Source organism: Roseateles paludis (assembly GCF_039872745.1).
Lineage (GTDB): Bacteria > Pseudomonadota > Gammaproteobacteria > Burkholderiales > Burkholderiaceae_C > Pelomonas > Pelomonas paludis.
This window is the reverse complement of the sequence record NZ_JBDPZD010000001.1, coordinates 243,064-260,169: the sequence shown is the minus strand read 5'-3', so window position 1 is coordinate 260,169 and position 17,106 is coordinate 243,064. Positions and strand designations below refer to the sequence as shown.

At 70.2% G+C, this 17,106-nt stretch carries 18 protein-coding genes; 8 read left to right on the top strand and 10 right to left on the bottom strand.

The genetic code is table 11. From position 1 onward, the window contains the following. Positions 1-8 precede the first annotated feature (8 nt). Positions 9-1,088, top strand: coding sequence for an alkene reductase (locus tag ABDJ85_RS01290; protein ID WP_347702915.1), 1,080 nt, complete (start codon positions 9-11; stop codon positions 1,086-1,088). Here the strand turns inward: ABDJ85_RS01290 and ABDJ85_RS01285 are convergent. From ABDJ85_RS01285 to ABDJ85_RS01260, 6 genes are all read right to left on the bottom strand, one after another. Further along, complete coding sequence (locus ABDJ85_RS01285; RefSeq protein ID WP_347702914.1) at positions 1,067-2,383, bottom strand: hypothetical protein; 1,317 nt, start codon at positions 2,381-2,383, stop codon at positions 1,067-1,069. The genes ABDJ85_RS01290 and ABDJ85_RS01285 overlap by 22 nt on opposite strands. 13 nt (positions 2,384-2,396) lie before the next feature. After that, positions 2,397-2,939, bottom strand: coding sequence for a hypothetical protein (locus tag ABDJ85_RS01280; RefSeq protein ID WP_347702913.1), 543 nt, complete (start codon positions 2,937-2,939; stop codon positions 2,397-2,399). Then, a complete protein-coding gene (locus tag ABDJ85_RS01275) occupies positions 2,936-3,535 on the bottom strand; it encodes an RNA polymerase sigma factor (RefSeq protein ID WP_347702912.1) in 600 nt (199 codons plus the stop codon). The genes ABDJ85_RS01280 and ABDJ85_RS01275 overlap by 4 nt, the downstream gene beginning before the upstream one ends. Before the next feature lie 351 nt (positions 3,536-3,886). Continuing rightward, positions 3,887-5,035, bottom strand: coding sequence for a right-handed parallel beta-helix repeat-containing protein (locus tag ABDJ85_RS01270; protein WP_347702911.1), 1,149 nt, complete (start codon positions 5,033-5,035; stop codon positions 3,887-3,889). Next, positions 5,035-5,613, bottom strand: a complete 579-nt coding sequence (locus ABDJ85_RS01265; RefSeq protein ID WP_430765505.1) for an MOSC domain-containing protein — start codon at positions 5,611-5,613, stop codon at positions 5,035-5,037. Before ABDJ85_RS01265 ends, ABDJ85_RS01270 begins: the two co-directional genes overlap by 1 nt. Before the next feature lie 49 nt (positions 5,614-5,662). After that, on the bottom strand, positions 5,663-6,157 hold the full coding sequence (locus ABDJ85_RS01260) for a glutathione peroxidase (RefSeq protein ID WP_347702910.1): 495 nt from the start codon (positions 6,155-6,157) through the stop codon (positions 5,663-5,665). 126 nt (positions 6,158-6,283) lie between these two features. Here ABDJ85_RS01260 and ABDJ85_RS01255 point away from each other — a divergent pair, with 126 nt between their 5' ends. Then, entirely contained in the window at positions 6,284-7,246 is a 963-nt protein-coding gene (locus ABDJ85_RS01255) for a hypothetical protein (protein WP_347702909.1), read from the top strand. Here ABDJ85_RS01255 and lplT read toward each other — a convergent pair. Further along, on the bottom strand, positions 7,232-8,527 hold the full coding sequence (lplT, locus tag ABDJ85_RS01250) for a lysophospholipid transporter LplT (RefSeq protein ID WP_347702908.1): 1,296 nt from the start codon (positions 8,525-8,527) through the stop codon (positions 7,232-7,234). The two genes, ABDJ85_RS01255 and lplT, sit on opposite strands and share 15 nt — an antisense overlap. A 162-nt stretch (positions 8,528-8,689) precedes the next feature. On the opposite strand from lplT, the gene alr reads away from it, so the two are divergent. Both alr and arfB read left to right on the top strand, forming a co-directional pair. Next, positions 8,690-9,790 carry an alanine racemase gene (gene alr, locus ABDJ85_RS01245; protein WP_347702907.1) on the top strand — a complete coding sequence of 367 codons (1,101 nt, stop codon included), beginning with the start codon at positions 8,690-8,692 and terminating at the stop codon, positions 9,788-9,790. A gap of 6 nt (positions 9,791-9,796) precedes the next feature. Next, positions 9,797-10,204 (top strand): alternative ribosome rescue aminoacyl-tRNA hydrolase ArfB, encoded by a 408-nt coding sequence (gene arfB / locus ABDJ85_RS01240; RefSeq protein ID WP_347702906.1) that lies wholly within the window; start codon positions 9,797-9,799, stop codon positions 10,202-10,204. On the opposite strand, the gene tet is transcribed toward arfB, so the two are convergent. Further along, positions 10,201-11,406 (bottom strand): Tet(A)/Tet(B)/Tet(C) family tetracycline efflux MFS transporter, encoded by a 1,206-nt coding sequence (gene tet / locus ABDJ85_RS01235; protein ID WP_347702905.1) that lies wholly within the window; start codon positions 11,404-11,406, stop codon positions 10,201-10,203. The genes arfB and tet overlap by 4 nt on opposite strands. A 32-nt stretch (positions 11,407-11,438) precedes the next feature. Between tet and tetR the strand changes: the two genes are divergently transcribed. Then, complete coding sequence (gene tetR, locus ABDJ85_RS01230) at positions 11,439-12,116, top strand: tetracycline resistance transcriptional repressor TetR (RefSeq protein WP_347702904.1); 678 nt, start codon at positions 11,439-11,441, stop codon at positions 12,114-12,116. 116 nt (positions 12,117-12,232) lie between these two features. On the opposite strand, the gene ABDJ85_RS01225 is transcribed toward tetR, so the two are convergent. Continuing rightward, positions 12,233-13,135 carry a DMT family transporter gene (locus ABDJ85_RS01225; protein WP_347702903.1) on the bottom strand — a complete coding sequence of 301 codons (903 nt, stop codon included), beginning with the start codon at positions 13,133-13,135 and terminating at the stop codon, positions 12,233-12,235. Further along, positions 13,122-13,754 (bottom strand): LysE family transporter, encoded by a 633-nt coding sequence (locus ABDJ85_RS01220; RefSeq protein ID WP_347702902.1) that lies wholly within the window; start codon positions 13,752-13,754, stop codon positions 13,122-13,124. The genes ABDJ85_RS01225 and ABDJ85_RS01220 overlap by 14 nt, the downstream gene beginning before the upstream one ends. A 51-nt stretch (positions 13,755-13,805) precedes the next feature. Here ABDJ85_RS01220 and ABDJ85_RS01215 point away from each other — a divergent pair, with 51 nt between their 5' ends. Genes ABDJ85_RS01215 through radA form a run of 3 tightly spaced genes read left to right on the top strand, consistent with a single transcriptional unit; the run spans position 13,806 to position 17,087 of the window. Further along, positions 13,806-14,984 carry an MFS transporter gene (locus ABDJ85_RS01215; protein ID WP_347702901.1) on the top strand — a complete coding sequence of 393 codons (1,179 nt, stop codon included), beginning with the start codon at positions 13,806-13,808 and terminating at the stop codon, positions 14,982-14,984. Beyond that, positions 14,981-15,703, top strand: a complete 723-nt coding sequence (locus tag ABDJ85_RS01210) for a hypothetical protein (RefSeq protein ID WP_347702900.1) — start codon at positions 14,981-14,983, stop codon at positions 15,701-15,703. The genes ABDJ85_RS01215 and ABDJ85_RS01210 overlap by 4 nt, the downstream gene beginning before the upstream one ends. Positions 15,704-15,722: 19 nt before the next feature. Further along, positions 15,723-17,087, top strand: a complete 1,365-nt coding sequence (gene radA, locus ABDJ85_RS01205) for a DNA repair protein RadA (protein WP_347702899.1) — start codon at positions 15,723-15,725, stop codon at positions 17,085-17,087. The last annotated feature ends 19 nt before the right edge of the window (positions 17,088-17,106 follow it).

Here is a 17,106-nt window from a genome sequence, read left to right as displayed (position 1 = left end):
CGTTTCATATGCCCACCCTGTTTGACCCTGCCCGCTTCGGCGACATCGCGCTCGCCAACCGCATCGTGATGGCCCCGCTGACGCGCAACCGCTCGCCGGGCCAGGTGATTCCGCCGCTGGCGGCGACCTATTACGCGCAGCGTGCAACCGCTGGTCTCCTGATCAGCGAGGCCACACAGATCCGGCCCGATGGGCAGGGCTATTTCGACACCCCCGGCATCCACTGCCCCGAGCAGATCGCCGCCTGGCGCGTGGTGACGGACGCCGTGCACGCCGCTGGTGGCCGCATCGTGGCCCAGCTCTGGCACGTGGGGCGCATCTCGGTGCGCGCGCTGCAGCCTGCTGAAGCCGCGCCGGTGTCGTCCACCACGCGCGCCGCCCAGACGCGCACCTATGTGCGCCGTGGCGAGCTGGTGCCGGTGGACGCGCCGCGCGCCCTGGCCCTGGAGGAGCTGCCGCAACTGGTGGCCGACTATGCGCAGGCCGCGCGCAATGCCATCGCGGCGGGCTTTGATGGCGTGGAGATCCATGCCGCCAACGGCTATCTGCTGGCGCAGTTCCTGAGCGACAGCACCAATGACCGCAACGACGCCTATGGCGGCCCCATCGAGCACCGCGCGCGGCTACTGGTGGAGGTGATGCAGGCGGTGTGCGCGGCCATTGGCTCCGCGCGCACCGGCATCCGCCTCTCGCCGGTGACACCGGCCAATGACATCGGTCAGGACAGCGACCCGCAGGCGCTCTACAACTACGTGGGCGAGCAACTGGGCCGGCTCCAACTGGCCTTCGTGCACGTGATCGAAGGCGCCACGGGCGGCCCGCGTGACAACGCACCGTTTGACTACCAAGCCCTGCGCCAACGCTGCCAGGCGCCCTGGATCGTCAACAACGGCTACACGCGCGAGCTGGCGATGGTGACCCTGGCCGAGGGCCTGGCGGACGCGGTGGCCTTTGGCCGTCCCTTCATCGCCAACCCCGACCTGGTCGAGCGCATCCGCCGCGACGCACCCTGGGCCGCCGTCAAGCGCGAGACGCTGTACGGCGGCATGGAAGAGGGCTACACCGACTACCCGGCGCTCGCGGGCTGACCGCCAGGTTCTGTCCGCCGCCGCTCGCCGGAGGCGGGTGGCGCCTTGGGGCGCGGCGGCGTTGGGGCGGGGCGCGCGTAGTCGGCCGGTGGCTTCATCCAGGCCGCGTCGGGCTCGCCGCGCTTGAGCTTCTCCAGCCGGTAGATGACGTCGCCGCTGCGCGGGTCGCTGTCGCGGCTGGAGACCACGAGCATCAGCTCGGGGCTGCGCCAGACTTCGCGGGTGCTGACGATGGGGCGCTCATTGCCGATCTTGCCGGCCTCCAGCGTCCAGGTGGTGCGCTCGCCGTTGACCTTGACGCCGTCGATCTCCTTGGGCGGCAGCGCGGTGGTGACGGCCTGGCCGCGCGGCAGCAGGTTGGCCAGTCCACCCAGATCGCCCAGCGGCAACGGCGGCGTTGGCGGCAGTGGGGGCATGGGCGGCATCGGTGCCTGCATGCGTGGCAGGTCAGACAGGCGCAGCACGCGCACATCGCGCCGGGTCTCGACCCCGCTGGCGCCAGGCGCGGCCGGCGTCACGGTGTCGCTCTCGATCACGACGCCAGGCTCGCCGCCGGGGCGCACGACGCGGCGTTCCACCCGCAACTGACCTGGCTGGCCCGGTTGACCTGGTTGAGCGGGCTCGCCCATGACACCCCGCCTGGCCTGCTCGGCGATCTCCTTGGCCCATTCGCGCCAGCGCTCGGCCTGCTCACGGATGGCCTGGGGTGCCAAGGGCGCTGTGCCGTTGGCGGTGAAGACCTGGGTATGGATGGCCAGGCGCCGCGCGGTCTTGGCCTCGGGGTCGAGCACCCAGCTCTCCTTGGCCACCGGGTCGTTGAGGTAGATGAGGCGCGCGCCGCCCTCGCGCTGCAGCTCGCGCCGCGTGCGGCCTTCGCCGTCGCGGCAGAGTTGGGTGCTTTGCTTCTTGCTGATGCGGTTGCCGTCGGCCAGTGTCTGGACGCGCTCATGAACGGCGGTGGCGCAGTAGGGCGCGCCCTTGACGACGCCTTCCGTCACGAGTTCATGCCAAGCCAGGGCCGTGGCGCCTTCGCTGCCCAGCAGTTCGAGCTGCGGCGCCGGGCCCTGGGCCAGCAGCGGCAGGGTCAGCGTGAGGCGGTGGGGCGCCTCCAGCGGCAAGGGAGGTGGTGGGGCTGGCGTTGCCTCGGGCGTTTGGGATGTCTGGGATGTCTGGGACGTCTGGGACGTCTGGGACGTCTGGGCGCGCAGGCTCAGGGGCGCGCAGGCCAGCGCCAACAGGGTGGCACTCAGGGCGGCATGCAGCACGGTGGGTCGAATCGCGGCAGGGCGGGACATGGGAACAACTCCTTCAGGGCAGGATGCGGACAGCCAGCAGGCGTCCGGTGGAGGGGTGGACCATCAGCTCGGCGCGCAGGCTTTCGTCGGCGCGTGAGGCGTCAAAGGGCAGGCCCAGCTGCGCCAGTTGCTGGCGTGGCAGCTCGGCCGGCATCAGCCAGACGGGCAGCTCGCGCTGCTCGGCCAGGGTGCGGCGCCATTCGTCTTGTGAGACCACGGGCATGAAGCCGCTGTCCCAGCCCTGCTGGGCCGCGCGGCGGGGCCCGGGTGGGCCCAGCACCAGCAGCACCAGGGCGGTGGCCAGCAAGCCGGCCGAGGTGGCCAGCCAGCGTTGCCAGCGGTGGGGTGCAATGGCAGCCGCCACCGCCGTGCCAGCAGTGGCGGTGACGGCGGGCGCTGCCGGGCAGGCTGCCTGCAGCTGCGCCAGCACGCGGGCGTCGGCGGCGGGGTCGGGGGCCGCCTGGGCCAGCGTGTGGCGGGCCGTGTCCAGGGCGGCCAGCGCCTCGGGCACCGGGCCGGGCGCGCGGGGCAGGTCGGACAAAGGGTCTGCGTTCATGGTCGTACTCCTTGGGCCCCTAGCACGGTGGCCAGCCGTGTGCGGGCACGGTGCAGGCGGGTGCGCAGCACGTCGTCGCTGACGCCGGCAATGGCGGCGGCCTCGCTGTAGCTGCGCTCCTGCAGGTCCACCAGCACCAGGGCCTCGCGCTGGGTCCAGCTCAGTTGGCGGATGCCGGCCCAGACGCTGCCTTGCAGCTGGCGGCAGGCGAGGTGCTCGCTCAGGTCGGCCGTGGCGAGGACGGCGGCGGTGTCGGTTTCGTCGTCCGGCGGCGGTTCGACAAAGCGGCGGGCCTCGCGGCAGCGGGCCAGCCAGCGGTGGCGGGCAATGCCGGCCAGATAGGCCCCGAGCGTGCCGCGCTGTGGGTCAAAGCCCCCAGGCGTGCGCAGCAGCTCCACAAAGGCGTCTTGCATGGCATCGAGCGCCAGCGCCTCGTCGCTGCCCAGCGCCAGCAGGTAGCGGAAGACGGGCCCCGACTCGCGCCGGTAGAGCCGTGCCTGCGCGGCCGCATCGCCCGCCGCTGCCTCGCGCAGCAGGGCGGCCGGGTCCTCGGCCGTGCCGGGGCCTACGAATCCCAATCGCGTCAGCCAGCTCATTGGGCTAGGAGCGTGGGCGGTAGAAATCCAGGCCCGCGTTGGTCCCGGAAGGGGGGCGAGGCAAGGCGCAGCGCGCAGTGCGGGGTCGCCCCCCGGACAAGCGGTGCAACGCCGAATCGCCCCCCTTCCGGGACCAACCCTTCGGGCCGGCGCGATTTGCGGGGCCACTCGTCGTTGCCGGCTCGTTGTTGGGGCCGATCCAACGCCTCGCCGGCGTCTAGATTGGCCCCGCAAATCGCCCCGGCGCGGGCCTGGATTTCTGCCGCCCACGTTCCTAGCATGGAAGAAGCCTCGTCACCATGCAAGACATGGCGTCGCCGAGCACCCGGCGTTACTTGGTGCTAACCCTGATCATGTTTGAAGGGCGCCGGGCCAGACAGGCGGCTGGGTCAGCGCCACGCTGTGAGCCGGGTGGGCGTATTGGCGCGTGGGCAGCAGCTCGACGCGGCGCCCGCCCAGGTCCATCTGCCCGGCGGCCGCAATCTTGCCGCGCAGGCCGCTGTCGGGCTTGAGGCGCCAGTCCTCGCGGTTGGCGCGCACAAAGGCCTCCCAGTCGGCCTGGTGGTTGTGGTGCGCATCCCAGCCCGCAGCAGGCTCGAAGCTGCGCCGCCCGACGAAGAGGTTGTTGGCCACGTGCACGTCGGTCAGCCCTGCCGCCACCCTCAGCCAGATGCCGCTGGGGCGGTCGTCGATGCAGGTGTTGTGCACCAGCCATAGCGCGTGGGCGCCGCCGCGCAGGCCTTCGGCCCCCACGCTGATCAGGTGCGGGTTCTCGCTGCTGGTGCTTTGCCCGATCAGGTTGCCCATCACCAGGTTCTGGCCGCCGTTCGGGAACTCCAGCTCGTAGCTGGCCCGGCCGCCGATGCCGTCCACCAGGCGGCTGTACAGCACCTGGTTGGTCCGCGCCCGGCTCTTGAGCAAATGGCCCATCAGGCCGCTGTGGAAGTGGCAGCCCGTGACGCCGAGCCGCGCGATCGTGCCCACATAGCAGTTGTGCGTCTGGCCCGTGCCCATGGCGATGCGGCCGAAGTCGCAGTCGATGAGGTCGAGTTCGACGGCGGGGTCGTTGCTCGTCAGCACGCCGTTCTCGTTGTCCTCGAAGCGGCAATCCACCAGGGTCAGCGAGCCGGCCTCCAGGCGGATGCCCGCGCCATTGCGGTCGGGCACGCGGGCGCCGATGAAGTCGAAGCCCTCGATGCGCTGGCGCTGCCCGCGCGTGACGAAGATGCCCTTGCCCTGGGCATGCGCGCCACTGGCGATGAGGCGCACGCGGCCACCGACGGCGCGCAGCGTCAGCTCGTGCTGCGGCCAGGTGGCCACGTCAGCCAGGTAGTCGCCCGCCTCGACCTCGATGAGCGTGCCGTCCGTCGCGGCCTGGGCCGCGCTGGCCAGCGAGCGCAGGGCCTCGCGCGGGCCCACCTTGAGCACCTGCTTTGGCGCCGCCACGGCGCGTGCACCGAGCAGCGCGCCCAGGCCCAGCAGCGCACCGCGCCGCTGCATCAGCGCGCCGCCTTCTTGCGCATCACGGCGCGGAAGTGCTCGTCGATGCGCAGCTCGCGCGGGCCGGGGATCAGCTCGACGCTGTCGCCCGGCGCCAGGCTGCCCTCGCGGTGCACGGCCAGGTAAAAGCCGCAGTAGCCGCTCTGCGCCATCAAGGAGACGGCCTGGGCAAAGCCCATCACGGCAGCGAACTTGAAGCAGGGGATGCGCGGCGCCGTCACGATCAGCTCGCAGTCGGGGAAGCGCAGCCGGTCACCCGCCCAGACCCGGCCTTCCAGCAGGCCGCGCAGGCTCAGGTTCTCGCCCATCGCGCCAAACGGCAACTCGCCCGCCACCTTGGCCTGGCCGCGCACCGTCTGCCAAAACGGATAGTGCTCGGCCGGGTAGGCATAGACGGCCTTGGCCACACCGCCATGCACCGTCAGATCGGCTTGCTCGTCACCCGCCAGACCCTGGGGACCCACGGCCACGCGGCCTGCGTTGGGGCGTTTGCGGATGCCGCTTTGCACCAGGCCCTGCGTGGTGGGCAGCAAGGTGGCCGTGGCCGTGTTGACGCTGAGGAGTTCGATGCTGTTCACCCTGACGAAGCAGGCTTTTGGCCGGGGTTCGCCGGGTTGGCCGGCTCGGTTAGGCGGTGGCGCGCAGCGCGGCCTCGATGTCCTTGCGCAGGCTCTCGGGCGTGTCGTTGGGCGCATAGCGCTTGAGCACGTTGCCGTCCCGGCCAACCAGGAACTTGGTGAAGTTCCATTTGATGGCCTCGGTGCCCAGCAGGCCGGGCCTTTCGTGCTTCAGCAGCTTCCAGACCGGGTGGGCGCCGGCGCCGTTGACCTCGACCTTGCCCATCATCGGGAAGCTGACACCGTAGTTCAGCTCGCAAAAGGACGAGATTTCGTCATTGCTGCCGGGGTCCTGGCCACCGAATTCATTGCTGGGGAAGCCAATCACCACCAGGCCCTGGTCCTTGAAGTCCTTCCACAGCTGCTCCAGGCCCTTGAACTGCGGCGTGAAGCCACAGGCACTGGCCGTGTTGACGATCAACATCACCTGGCCTCGATAGCTGGCAAGATGCACCGTCTCGCCGGTGATGCTGGTGGCCGAGTGGTCATAGAGGCTGTCACTCATCGCGGGGCCTTGGAAGATTGGGGAAAGTCAGGGTTTGTAGCATGGCGCGTCGCGCCTTGCTGCCCCTCCAATCGCGGCAACTTCGGGGAAACCCGCCCGTCCAGCATTTCTGCGTCCTACACGATCATGGATCACTTGGCTTGTTTCACGCCGGCAGACCTCGCCGGGCGCCATGCCCCCGACTTCAGCGCCTTTCGCTGGAAGCTGCTGGCCCAGGGCGATTCGTGGTTTTCTAACGCGCGCTCCAAGCTGAATGCGCACGCCAACCTGCTGCAGGAGCTGGTCTTCAAGGGCCCGGCCCTGGCCGTCAACTGCGCGGGCACGGGCGACGCGCTGTCGCACATGGTCGACTTGGAGGCCAACCCTGACTTTGTCCGCCTGCTGAGCGGCCCTGGCGCGCCGGTGTGGGACGGCGTGCTGCTGTCCGTCGGCGGCAATGACCTGATCGCCGCCGCCCGCACGCCGGCCCACACGGCCGATGGCGTCGAAGTGCCGCTGCACCAGCGCCTGCTGCGCCGCCAGACCGAATGGGGCGCGCCTTCAGCCGGTGTGGCCCGCTACTTCTCTGAGCCCGGCTGGGCCACCTATGCCGAGTACTTCAAGGCCAACGTCAAGCACCTGCTGAGCCTGCGCAACCACGGCCCTTCGGCCGGCAAGCCGGTCTTCATGCACTGCTACGCCGTGCCCATGCCGCGCCCGGCAGGCGCCGAGCCGAGCGACGAGCTGGGCGCCAACGGCCCCTGGCTGCTGCCGGCCCTCAAGGCCTATGGGGTGCCGAGCGCTGATTGGGCGGCCGTCAGCCGTTTGATGGTCTTCCACCTGGCCCAGCTACTCAAGACCATGGCGGCCGACAAGGAACAGTTCCCCGGCCTCTTCGTGTTCGACTCGACCACCGTGCCCCTGGCCCTGGCGGCACCGGGCTCCACCGGCATCAGTGGCGACTGGCACAACGAGATCCACCTCAACCACAGTGGCTGCTTCAAGATTGCCCGGGCCTGGAGCGAGCACATCGAGGCGGTGCTGGAAGGCCGGCATTTGGTGCAGCCGGCCCCGACGGGCCGTCGCGGCCGGGGCTCAGCGCCCCGCTGACTTCCCGCAGTCGTCGCAGCGCGCCAGTTCGAGCAGGTGCTCGACCTCGGCCGCGTGCTGCACCAGATTGCGCTGGTGCCACTGGCGGATCAGCCACATCGTGCCGGCCACGGCCACGCCAAACGCCGTGATGGCCGCAAAGGCCGAGAGGCCGAAGCGCGTCATGCCGGTGTAGAAGGCCCCGAGGCCCAGGATGCAGGCCTGCTCGTTGAAGTTCTGCACCGCGATGCTGCGGCCCGCGCCCATCAGGTTGTGACCCCGGTGCTGGAGCAGGGCGTTCATCGGCACCACCAGGTAGCCGCCGATGCCGCCCAGCAGGATCAGGAAGGGCGCCGCGACCCAGACATTGGTGATCCAGTTCATCGTGATCACGAGCACGCCCATGCCGATGCCCAGCGGGATCACGCTGGTCGCTTTGTCCAGCCGCACCGCCACCGACGCCACCACCGCGCCCACCGCGGTGCCGATGGCCACCACGCCGACGAGTGACGACGCCTGCGTCGTGCCATAGCCCAGCGCTGCCAGCGCCCAGGCCAGCACGATGTAGCGCAGGTTGCCGCTCACGCCCCAGAACAGCGTCGTCGTGGCCAGCGAGATCTGGCCCAGTTTGTCCTGCCACAGCCGGGTGTTGCACTGCGAGAAGTCGCGGACCAGGGCGATCAGGCTGTGTGCCACCGGTTGCAGCGGCGCCGAGGTGCGCGGGATGCGCAGGTTGAACAGCGCGGCGATCACATACAGGCCGACCAGGCTGGCAATGGCCGCCTCGGGCGGCGTGTCGATGCCGGTGTCGATCAAGGGCAGGTCAAAGCCCAGCAGCATTGCCGAGAGCTTGGCGCCCACCAGTTGGCCGCCCAGCAGCACGCCGAGGATGATGGACGCGATGGTCAGGCCCTCGATCCAGCCATTGGCCTTGACCAGCTGCGAGGGCGGCAGCAGCTCGGTCAGGATGCCGTACTTGGCCGGCGAGTAGGCGGCAGCCCCGAGGCCCACGATGGCATAGGCCGCCAGCGGGTGGGTGCCGAACAGCATCATCAAACAGCCCACCACCTTGATGCTGTTCGAATAGAACATCACCTTGCCCTTGGGGATCGCGTCCGCAAAGGCGCCGACAAAGGGCGCCAGCACGACGTAGAAGAGGGCGAACATGGGCACCAGGGCGGCGCGCTGCCACTCGGCGGCGCCGGAGGTGCGCAGCAGTTCGACGGCGGCGACGAAGAGCGCGTTGTCAGCCAGCGAGCTGAAAAACTGCGCCGCCATGATCGTGTAGAAGCCTCGCTTCATGGGGCCTGTGCGCGGTGGGGACTGAGGTGGGAGACGGCGCGGGCCGACACAAAACGGGGAAACGGCGCGGGTTATAGCACGCGACCCTTTCGCCACGCCCCGCCTGAATGGCGGGGCAGCAGGGCAATCCGCCCCGCTCATCCCAGCGGGCAGAATGGCCCGATGCCCCGCCCCATCGAAGCGCTCGTCCACCCGGCAGCCCTCGCCCACAACCTGGCCCGGGCCCGCGCGCAGGCGCCCAATGCGCGGGTCTGGGCGGTGGTCAAGGCCCGCGCCTATGGGCATGGCATTGAGCGCGCCTTCGAAGGCCTGCGCGCCGCTGATGGCTTTGCCTGCCTCGACCTCGCCGAGGCCCAGCAGCTGCGCGAGCTGGACTGGCGCGGCCCCATCCTGTTGCTGGAAGGCGCCTTCGAGCCGCGTGACCTGGAGCTGTGCTCGCGCCTCAAGCTCACCCACGTCGTGCACAGCCCCGCCCAGATCGACTGGCTGGCCATGCACAAGACGCACGAGCCCCACAGCGTCTACCTCAAGCTCAACTCGGGCATGAACCGCCTCGGCTTTGCGCCCACCGCCTTCCGCGCGGCGCATGCCCGGCTCTCGGCCCTGCCCCAGGTGGATGAGATCGGGCTGATGACGCACTTCTCGGACGCCGACGGCCCGCGTCTGGGCCAGGACGGCATTGATCACCAACTCGCCGTGTTCGAGACCGCCACCGAGGGCCTGGCCGGCGAGCGCAGCCTGGCCAACAGCGCCGCCACCCTGCGCCATACCGAGCGCGCCGCGCAGGACTGGGTGCGCCCCGGCATCCTGCTCTACGGCAGCGCGCCCGACTTCCCCGCCCACGACGCGGCCCACTGGGACCTGCGCCCGGCCATGAGCCTGCGCTCCCAGGTCATCGGCGTGCAGACGCTCCAGCCGGGCGACACGGTGGGCTACGGCAGCAGCTTTACCGCCCAGGCCCCGATGCGCATCGGCACCGTGGCCTGCGGCTATGCCGACGGCTACCCCCGCCACGCCGGCACCGGCACGCCCGTGCTGGTGGACGGCCAGCGCACCCGCACCCTGGGCCGCGTGTCCATGGACATGCTGGCCGTGGACCTGACCGAGCTGTCCGCCAGCGGCTGGGGCAGCGAGGTCACGCTCTGGGGCGAATCCGCGCGCGGGGCCGTGCTGTCCATCGACGAGGTCGCCCACGCGGCGGGCACCATCGGCTATGAGCTGATGTGCGCCGTCACCGCGCGGGTGCCCATGCGCGTGGCGTGAAGCTGCATGCGGCTCGTTTGGCACCCGCACCCTGACGAGCTCGACTGGAGCGCCATCCGCGCCAGCGGCCCCGGCGGGCAGAACGTCAACAAGGTCAGCAATGCCGTCCATTTGCGCTTCGACATCCGCAGCTCCTCCCTGCCCGATGCCGTCAAGCAGCGCCTGCTGCAGTGGCCCGATCAGCGCATCACCGCCGAGGGCGTGGTCGTCATCAAGGCGCAGGACGCCCGCAGCCTGGAGCGCAACCGCGCTGATGCTGTCGAGCGCCTGATCGAACTCGTCCAGGCCGCCGCCCACGTGCCCAAGACGCGCCGCGCCACCAAGCCCACCTATGGCTCGCAGCAGCGGCGCCTGGAGTCCAAGTCCAAGCGCGGCAGCATCAAGGCCGGGCGGCGCAGCAGGCCCGACTTCTAGGCGCCGCGCGCCCGCCGGCTGAACAGCAGCGGCAAGGTCAGGCTGTAGACGAGCGCGGCCACGATCCAGGCACACCCGGGCCAGCTCGACTGGGTGGCTGCAAAGCCTGCCGTCACCACCAGCGGCCCCGCAACGCCGATGAGGCTGGTGAGGCTGGCCAGCGTGCCCTGCAGCTCACCCTGGTGTTGCTCGTCGACTTGGCGCGACTGCATCGCCTGCAAGGCCGGCAGGGTCAGCCCGCCGATTGCGAAGAGCGGCAGCAGGGCGAACGGCATCCAAGCCATCGTGGCCAGACCCATGCCGATGAAGCCCAGCGCATCGGCCACGATGCCAGCCAGCAGCGCGCGCCGCTCGCCCAGCTTCTCGACCATCGGGCCGGTGACGAAGGCCTGCGACACCGCATGCAGCCCGCCATAGCAGGCCAGCGACAGCCCGGCCACCCAGGTACTCCAGCCGTAGCGATCCTGCCCGTACAGGATCCACAGCGAACCCGGCACCTGCGACACCAGCGCCACCACGGCAAACACGCCCACCAGCGGAAGCAGCGCCGGCTTGCCCTGCAGGCGGTGCAGCGACGAGAACGCGTTGAGCTTGGCCAACTCCAGGCGCGTTGTGCGGTGCTGGTTGGACTCGGGCAGCGCGAACCACGCGAGCGCCAGGTTCAGCGCGTTCATCACGGCCGCCGCAACAAAGGGTGCGCGCAGCGACCACTCGCCAAACGCGCCGCCGATCAGCGGCCCGACCACGAAGCCCAGCCCCATGGCGGCGCCCATCTGGCCGAAGCGCTTGGCGCGGTCCGCCTCGGGTGTGATGTCGGTCAGGTAGGCCGTCCCCACGGCCATGCTGGCGCCGGTGATGCCCGACAGCACGCGGCCCACGTACAACCAGGCCATGCTCGGCGCCAGTGCCATCAGCACATAGTCGGCCGCAGCACCGGCCAGCGACACCAGCAGAACCGGCCGGCGGCCAAAGCGGTCACTGAGCGCTCCCAGCACCGGCGAGAACAGGAACTGCATCGCCGCGTAGGCGGCCAGCAGCGCGCCGTAGTGGTGGGTGGTGGCGTCGGCGCCGGCCAGCTCGCGCAGCAGGCCCGGCAGGATGGGGAAGATCAGGCTCATGCCCACGGCGTCCAGCAGCAGGGTCACGAGGATGACGGTCAAGGCTCGATTCAAGTTGCTATCTCTATCGTTGATAGGGAGCATTGTGCATGAGACTCTCTATCATTGCTAGAGACATGACGAACCTGGAACGCCCCGCCCGCTTGAGCCGCGACGATGTCTTGCGCGCCGCGCTGGATCTGCTCAACGAGATCGGCATCGATGCCCTCACCACGCGCAAGCTGGCCGAGCGGCTGGGCGTGCAGTCACCCACGCTGTACTGGCACTTCAAGAACAAGGCCGCGCTGTTGGATGCGATGTCGCAGGCCGTGCTGCTGGAGAGCCGGGCGCGCGAGGCGCCCACGCGGCACGAGCACTGGCAGGAGTGGCTGATGGCTGACGGCCGGAGCTTTCGCCGCGCGCTGCTGGCCTACCGCGATGGCGCGCGGCTGCACGCCGGCACCCGGCCGGGCGAGGCGCAGCGCGAGTCCATCGAGGCGCGGCTGCGGCTGCTGTGTGCCGCCGGGTTCGAACCCGGGCCGGCCACGCTGCTGATGATGTCGGTTGGCCGTTTCGTGGTGGGTTGGGTGCTGGAGGAGCAATCCGCCCAGGCGCCCGAGGCCCCACCCTCGGCCACGCTCGCCGGGCCTGACGCCTCGCAGTACCCGCTGCTGGCTGAGGGGTGGCGCCAGACGGTCGGCAGCGATGCCGACGCGGTGTTCGACGCGGCGCTGCGGCTGCTGATCGGTGGGGCTATGGCAACGCTGAATGAGTCCCCGCAGAAGCGCGCGCCTCGATTCGGGATGGGCAGCTAGGCGCAAAGCACAGCGATACCAGTAGGTATCGCGCGCACCATTGCCAAAGGTGGCAACGACGCAGACCGCCCGAATTCGAGGATGCGCGCGCTGCGAGGGACTCGTTCAGCGGTGCCTTAAGCCGGCCTCGTCGCCACGAACAGGCTGACCAGGGCCAGCCCGATCCCCAAGAGCGCCAGCGGCGTCGCCTGCCAGCCCTCGAACAGGGCCGAGATGCCCAGCGCAATCACCGGCACCGCCACGCCCGTCAGCGCCGCTTTTGCCGGGCCGGTGCGCTCCGCCAGCCGGAAGTAAAACGCGAACGACACCACCGAGCCAAACACCGACAGGTACAGCAGCGCCGCCAGATAGCTGGGCCGCAGGTCCACAAGCGGCGCGCCGGGGTGCAGGCACAGCGCCAGGCCGAGCAACCACAGTGCGCCGTACCCCATGCTCCAGGCCAGTACGCTCAGCAGCGGCAGGCCTTGCGCCATCAAGTGCAGGGTGAAGAAGCTGCCCACCGTCGAGGTGATCACGCCCACCAAACCCAGGCCCAGGCCCAGCGCCGCGTGCGGTCGCGCGCCGGTGGCAGCGATCTCGGGCCAGAAGACCAGCGCCACACCCAGCACCGCGCCGCTGGAGGCCAGCAGGAAGCGCCGCGTGGGCCGCTGGCCCTTGAGCAGCCACACCCCCAGCGCATTGAAGAACACCGCCAGGCAGAACAGCACCGCCACCAGACCGGTCGGGATGTAGCGCTCGGCCTCGTAGATGGACCAGTAGTCGCCCGCGTAGTGCACCAGGCCCGTGGCCAGCAGCCAGGCATGTGCGGTGCGTGGTGCGCGCAGCGTTTGGCCCGCACGCCAGGCCAGCACCGCCAGCAGCGCAGCCGCCAGCGCAAAGCGCCAAGCCAGCGAGGCCAGGGCCGGCACTGGCGAGCCGATTTGGTACAGGATGACGTGCCAGGTGCTGGCCCAGATCAGCACGGGCACTGCAAAGAGCAGGGCCGTGGGCAGCCGGGCCAGCCCTTCAGTCTGCGGCACGCTTGAAACTGGCGAGCAAGGATCCAGCGACGACAAACAGCGAGCCAAAGATGCGGTTCAACAGCCGCACATGCGACTCGCTGTGCAGCGCGGCCAGCACGCGTGAGGCGAGCACGGTGTAGCCGCCCATCACCACCAGGTCGGTGAAGCCCAGCGTCGCACCGATCACCAAGTACTGCGGCGGCAGCGGTGCGTGGAGGTTGAGGAACTGCGGCACCACGGCCAGCAAGAAGACCGTGCCTTTGGGGTTGAGCGCATTGACCACCCAGCCGCGCATCACCAACTGCCGCCGCGTCACGGTGCGGGCCTCATCGCTGCGCGCCACCAGGGGCTTGGCCGGCGCGCGCCACTGCTGCACGCCCAGGTAGATCAGGTAGGCCACGCCGGCCCACTTGATGACGGCAAAGGCTGTCTCCGAGGTGGCGATCAAGGCGCCCAGGCCGGCGCCCACCAGCAGCACCTGGGTCCAGATGCCCAGGATCAGCCCGAAGGTCATGAAATAGCCGCGCCGGAAGCCATGCGTCAGCCCCGCGCTCATTGCCGCCACCGCCCCCGCGCCCGGCGAGATGCTGATGGCCCAGCAGGCGGCAAACAAGGTCAACCAGGTGGTGAATTCCATGGCGCGGCTCCGGTGGCAAGGGCAGGGCGATGAGTGTCCTACATTGCCCCCATGCTCCGCGCCTTGTTCGCCCTGCCCCGCAGCGTCTGGCTGATTGGGCTCATCAGCCTCGTCAACGACAGCGCCAGCGAGATGATGTACCCGCTCATCCCGCTCTACCTGTCGAGCGTGCTGATGGCCGGCCCCAAGGCCCTGGGCCTGATCGAGGGCATTGCCGAGGCTGTGTCCAGCCTGCTCAAGCTGGTCAGCGGCGTTTGGGCCGACCGCACCGGGCGAAGCAAGCCTTGGATCGTTGCGGGCTACGGGGTGGCAGGCCTGGCGCGGCCGCTGCTGGCTTTTGTGAGCGTGTGGCCCTTGCTCCTGCTGCTGCGCGTGTTGGACCGCATTGGCAAAGCGGTGCGTGCGGCGCCGCGCGATGCGTTGCTGGCCGCGAGCATCGGGCCCGGGCAGCGCGGGCTGGCCTTTGGGCTGCACCGGGCGCTGGACAACACCGGCGCCGTCATCGGCCCCTTGATCGCAGCGGCGTTGCTGGCGGCCGGGGTGCCGCTGCAGCAGGTCTTCCTGTGGGCGCTGCTGCCGGGGGCGGCTTGTTTGCTGCTGTCGCTCAATCTGCGCGAGTCCGGCGCGCCGCCGCACCCCGAGGCGCGCATCGACTGGCAATGGCGCGCGCTGCCGCCGCAGCTGCGCCGCTACCTGCTGGTGGTGGGGCTGTTCACGCTGGGCAACTCCAGCAACATGTTCCTCTTCCTGCGCGCCAAGGAGTTGGGCGTGAGCGAGGCGCAGGTGCCGCTGCTGTGGGCGGCGGTGTCCGCCGTGGCGGCGCTGCTGTCGGTGCCGCTTGGGTCTCTGTCTGACCGTGTCGGGCGCGCCCGCCTGCTCACGGTGGGCTATCTCGCCTACGCGGCCTTCTACCTGGCCATGGCCTTCTTTGCCGAGCCGGGCTGGCGGCTCTACGCGCTGTTTGCCGCCTACGGCGTCTTCATGGCGGCCACCGAGGGTGTCGAGCGCGCGCTGCTGGCCGACCTGGCCCCGGCCCATCAGCGCGGCACGGCCTTTGGCTGGCTCAACCTCATCTTCGGCGCCGTGCTGCTGCCGGCCTCGGTGGTGTTTGGCTGGCTGTGGGAGGGCCTGTCGGCCGCCTGGGCCTTTGGCTTCTCGGCCGCTTGTGCCACGGGAGCGGCGCTGCTGCTCATGAGCTGGGCACGCCCAGGGAAAGGTCTGCCCGCATGAAAGCTCGCCCGGATGTGGCGCTGTCCAACTCCACGCGCCGCTGGCTGCAAACGCATCGCTGGATGCGTCTGCACGTGCTGCTGCTGGCCCTGTGCTGCCTGGCCGTGCTGTGGGGCACAGCCGTCGGGCTGCGCCTGTGGGGCGTTGACTCCCTGGCGCTGCGCTATGGCGTGAGCACGGCGGTGGGCTATGGCGTCTACCTGCTGCTGCTGCGCCTGTGGGCGGCCTGGCTGCTGCGGCGCGAGGCCGACCTGGCCAGCGAGGTGGGCAATGGCTTCGATGCGCTGGAGCTGGGCGTGGACGTGGGCCTGGACGTTGCGCAGGGTTTGGCTGGCGGGCTCGATGGCCTGGGCTCGGCGGTCGGGGCGGCGGCCGAGGCCGAAGAAGCGGCCCTGGTGCTGGTGCCGCTGGCCGTGGTGGTCACCGTGGTGCTGGGCCTGGCTTTTTTGCTGGGCACCGGCGTGCTGGCGCTGTTTGGCGTGGAGGTGCTGCTGGGCGTGTCGGTCGAGGTGGCCCTGGCTTCGGCCGCCGCCGGCCTGGCCTGGCGCCACCAGCGGGACTTCAGCCGCCAGGGCTGGCTGGCCTGTGCCCTCTCGCACACCTGGCCGGGTGCGCTGGCCTTGTGTGTGGCCGGCGTGCTGATGGGCGTGGCGCTCGACAACTGGGTGCCGGAGGCCCAGAGCCTGCCCGACGCGGTGCGGCTGCTGCGGGTGCGCTGAGTCCACAATCGCGCCCGCCATGGCCAAAGACAAGACCACCTTCACCTGTTCCGACTGCGGCGCCAGCACGCCGCGCTGGCTGGGCAAGTGCCCGAGCTGCGGGGCCTGGAACACCCTGGTCGAGAGCGTGGCCGAGACGCCGGGCGCGGGCAAGAACCGCTACCAGTCGCTGGCCAAGAGCCAGCCGGTGGCGACGCTCTCGGAGATCGAGGCGACCGACTTCGAGCGCACGCCCACGGGCCTGGAGGAGCTGGACCGGGTGCTGGGCGGCGGCATCGTGGCCGGGGGCGTGGTGCTGATTGGCGGCGACCCGGGCATCGGCAAGTCCACCTTGCTGCTGCAGGCGGTGGAGTCGCTGTCTCAGCAAGTCAAGGTGCTGTACGTGACGGGTGAGGAAAGCGGCGCGCAGGTCGCGATGCGATCGCGTCGGCTCGGGCTCTCAGGCAGCAAGGTGCGCGTGCTGGCCGAAATCAACCTGGAGAAGATCCAGGCCACTCTGGAGGCCGAGGCGCCCGACTTCTGCGTGATCGACTCCATCCAGACGCTGTACTCCGAGCAGCTCAGCTCCGCGCCGGGCTCGGTGGCCCAGGTGCGCGAGTGCGCGGCGCAGCTGACGCGCACCGCCAAGGCCACCGGTTGCAGCCTGGTGCTGGTGGGCCATGTCACCAAGGAAGGCGCGCTGGCCGGCCCGCGCGTGCTGGAGCACATCGTGGACACGGTGCTGTACTTCGAGGGCGACACGCACTCCAGCTTCCGCCTGGTGCGCGCCATCAAGAACCGTTTTGGCGCGGTGAACGAGATCGGCGTCTTCGCGATGACCGAGAAGGGCCTCAAGGGCGTGACCAACCCGAGCGCCATCTTCCTCTCGACCCACGCCGAGCCCGTGCCGGGCAGCTGTGTGCTGGTGACCCTGGAAGGCACGCGGCCCTTGCTCGTCGAACTGCAAGCCCTGGTGGACAGCGGCGGCGTCAGCCCCCGGCGCCTCTCGGTGGGCCTGGAGCGCGACCGGCTGGCCATGCTGCTGGCCGTGCTGCACCGCCATGCGGGCGTGGCCACGGGCGACCAGGACGTGTTCGTCAACGCCGTGGGCGGCGTGCGCATCAGCGAGCCCGCGGCCGACTTGGCCGTCTTGCTGGCGATTCAAAGCTCCTTGCGCGGCAAGGCCCTGCCGCGCGGTTTCATCGCCTTCGGCGAGGTGGGCCTGGCCGGCGAGGTGCGCCCCGCGCCGCGTGGGCAAGAGCGACTCAAGGAGGCTGCCAAGCTGGGCTTCAGCGTCGCCATCGTCCCCAAGGCCAATGCGCCCAAGAAGCCCATCGAGGGCTTGACGCTGCATGCCGTGGACCGGATCGAGGAAGCCATCACGGTTCTGCGGGGGCTGGGTTGATCCCGAGTCACGCGAGCGC

Coding starts and splice junctions, on each gene's coding strand:
- ABDJ85_RS01270 (WP_347702911.1), bottom strand. CDS start 5,035: ATGCAGCGGCGCGGTGCGCTGCTGGGCCTGGGCGCGCTGCTCGGTGCA.
- ABDJ85_RS01215 (WP_347702901.1), top strand. CDS start 13,806: ATGCTCCGCGCCTTGTTCGCCCTGCCCCGCAGCGTCTGGCTGATTGGG.
- ABDJ85_RS01210 (WP_347702900.1), top strand. CDS start 14,981: ATGAAAGCTCGCCCGGATGTGGCGCTGTCCAACTCCACGCGCCGCTGG.
- ABDJ85_RS01290 (WP_347702915.1), top strand. CDS start 9: ATGCCCACCCTGTTTGACCCTGCCCGCTTCGGCGACATCGCGCTCGCC.
- arfB (WP_347702906.1), top strand. CDS start 9,797: ATGCGGCTCGTTTGGCACCCGCACCCTGACGAGCTCGACTGGAGCGCC.
- ABDJ85_RS01255 (WP_347702909.1), top strand. CDS start 6,284: ATGGATCACTTGGCTTGTTTCACGCCGGCAGACCTCGCCGGGCGCCAT.
- ABDJ85_RS01280 (WP_347702913.1), bottom strand. CDS start 2,939: ATGAACGCAGACCCTTTGTCCGACCTGCCCCGCGCGCCCGGCCCGGTG.
- ABDJ85_RS01260 (WP_347702910.1), bottom strand. CDS start 6,157: ATGAGTGACAGCCTCTATGACCACTCGGCCACCAGCATCACCGGCGAG.
- ABDJ85_RS01275 (WP_347702912.1), bottom strand. CDS start 3,535: ATGAGCTGGCTGACGCGATTGGGATTCGTAGGCCCCGGCACGGCCGAG.
- tetR (WP_347702904.1), top strand. CDS start 11,439: ATGACGAACCTGGAACGCCCCGCCCGCTTGAGCCGCGACGATGTCTTG.
- alr (WP_347702907.1), top strand. CDS start 8,690: ATGCCCCGCCCCATCGAAGCGCTCGTCCACCCGGCAGCCCTCGCCCAC.
- ABDJ85_RS01220 (WP_347702902.1), bottom strand. CDS start 13,754: ATGGAATTCACCACCTGGTTGACCTTGTTTGCCGCCTGCTGGGCCATC.
- tet (WP_347702905.1), bottom strand. CDS start 11,406: ATGCTCCCTATCAACGATAGAGATAGCAACTTGAATCGAGCCTTGACC.
- ABDJ85_RS01285 (WP_347702914.1), bottom strand. CDS start 2,383: ATGTCCCGCCCTGCCGCGATTCGACCCACCGTGCTGCATGCCGCCCTG.
- radA (WP_347702899.1), top strand. CDS start 15,723: ATGGCCAAAGACAAGACCACCTTCACCTGTTCCGACTGCGGCGCCAGC.
- lplT (WP_347702908.1), bottom strand. CDS start 8,527: ATGAAGCGAGGCTTCTACACGATCATGGCGGCGCAGTTTTTCAGCTCG.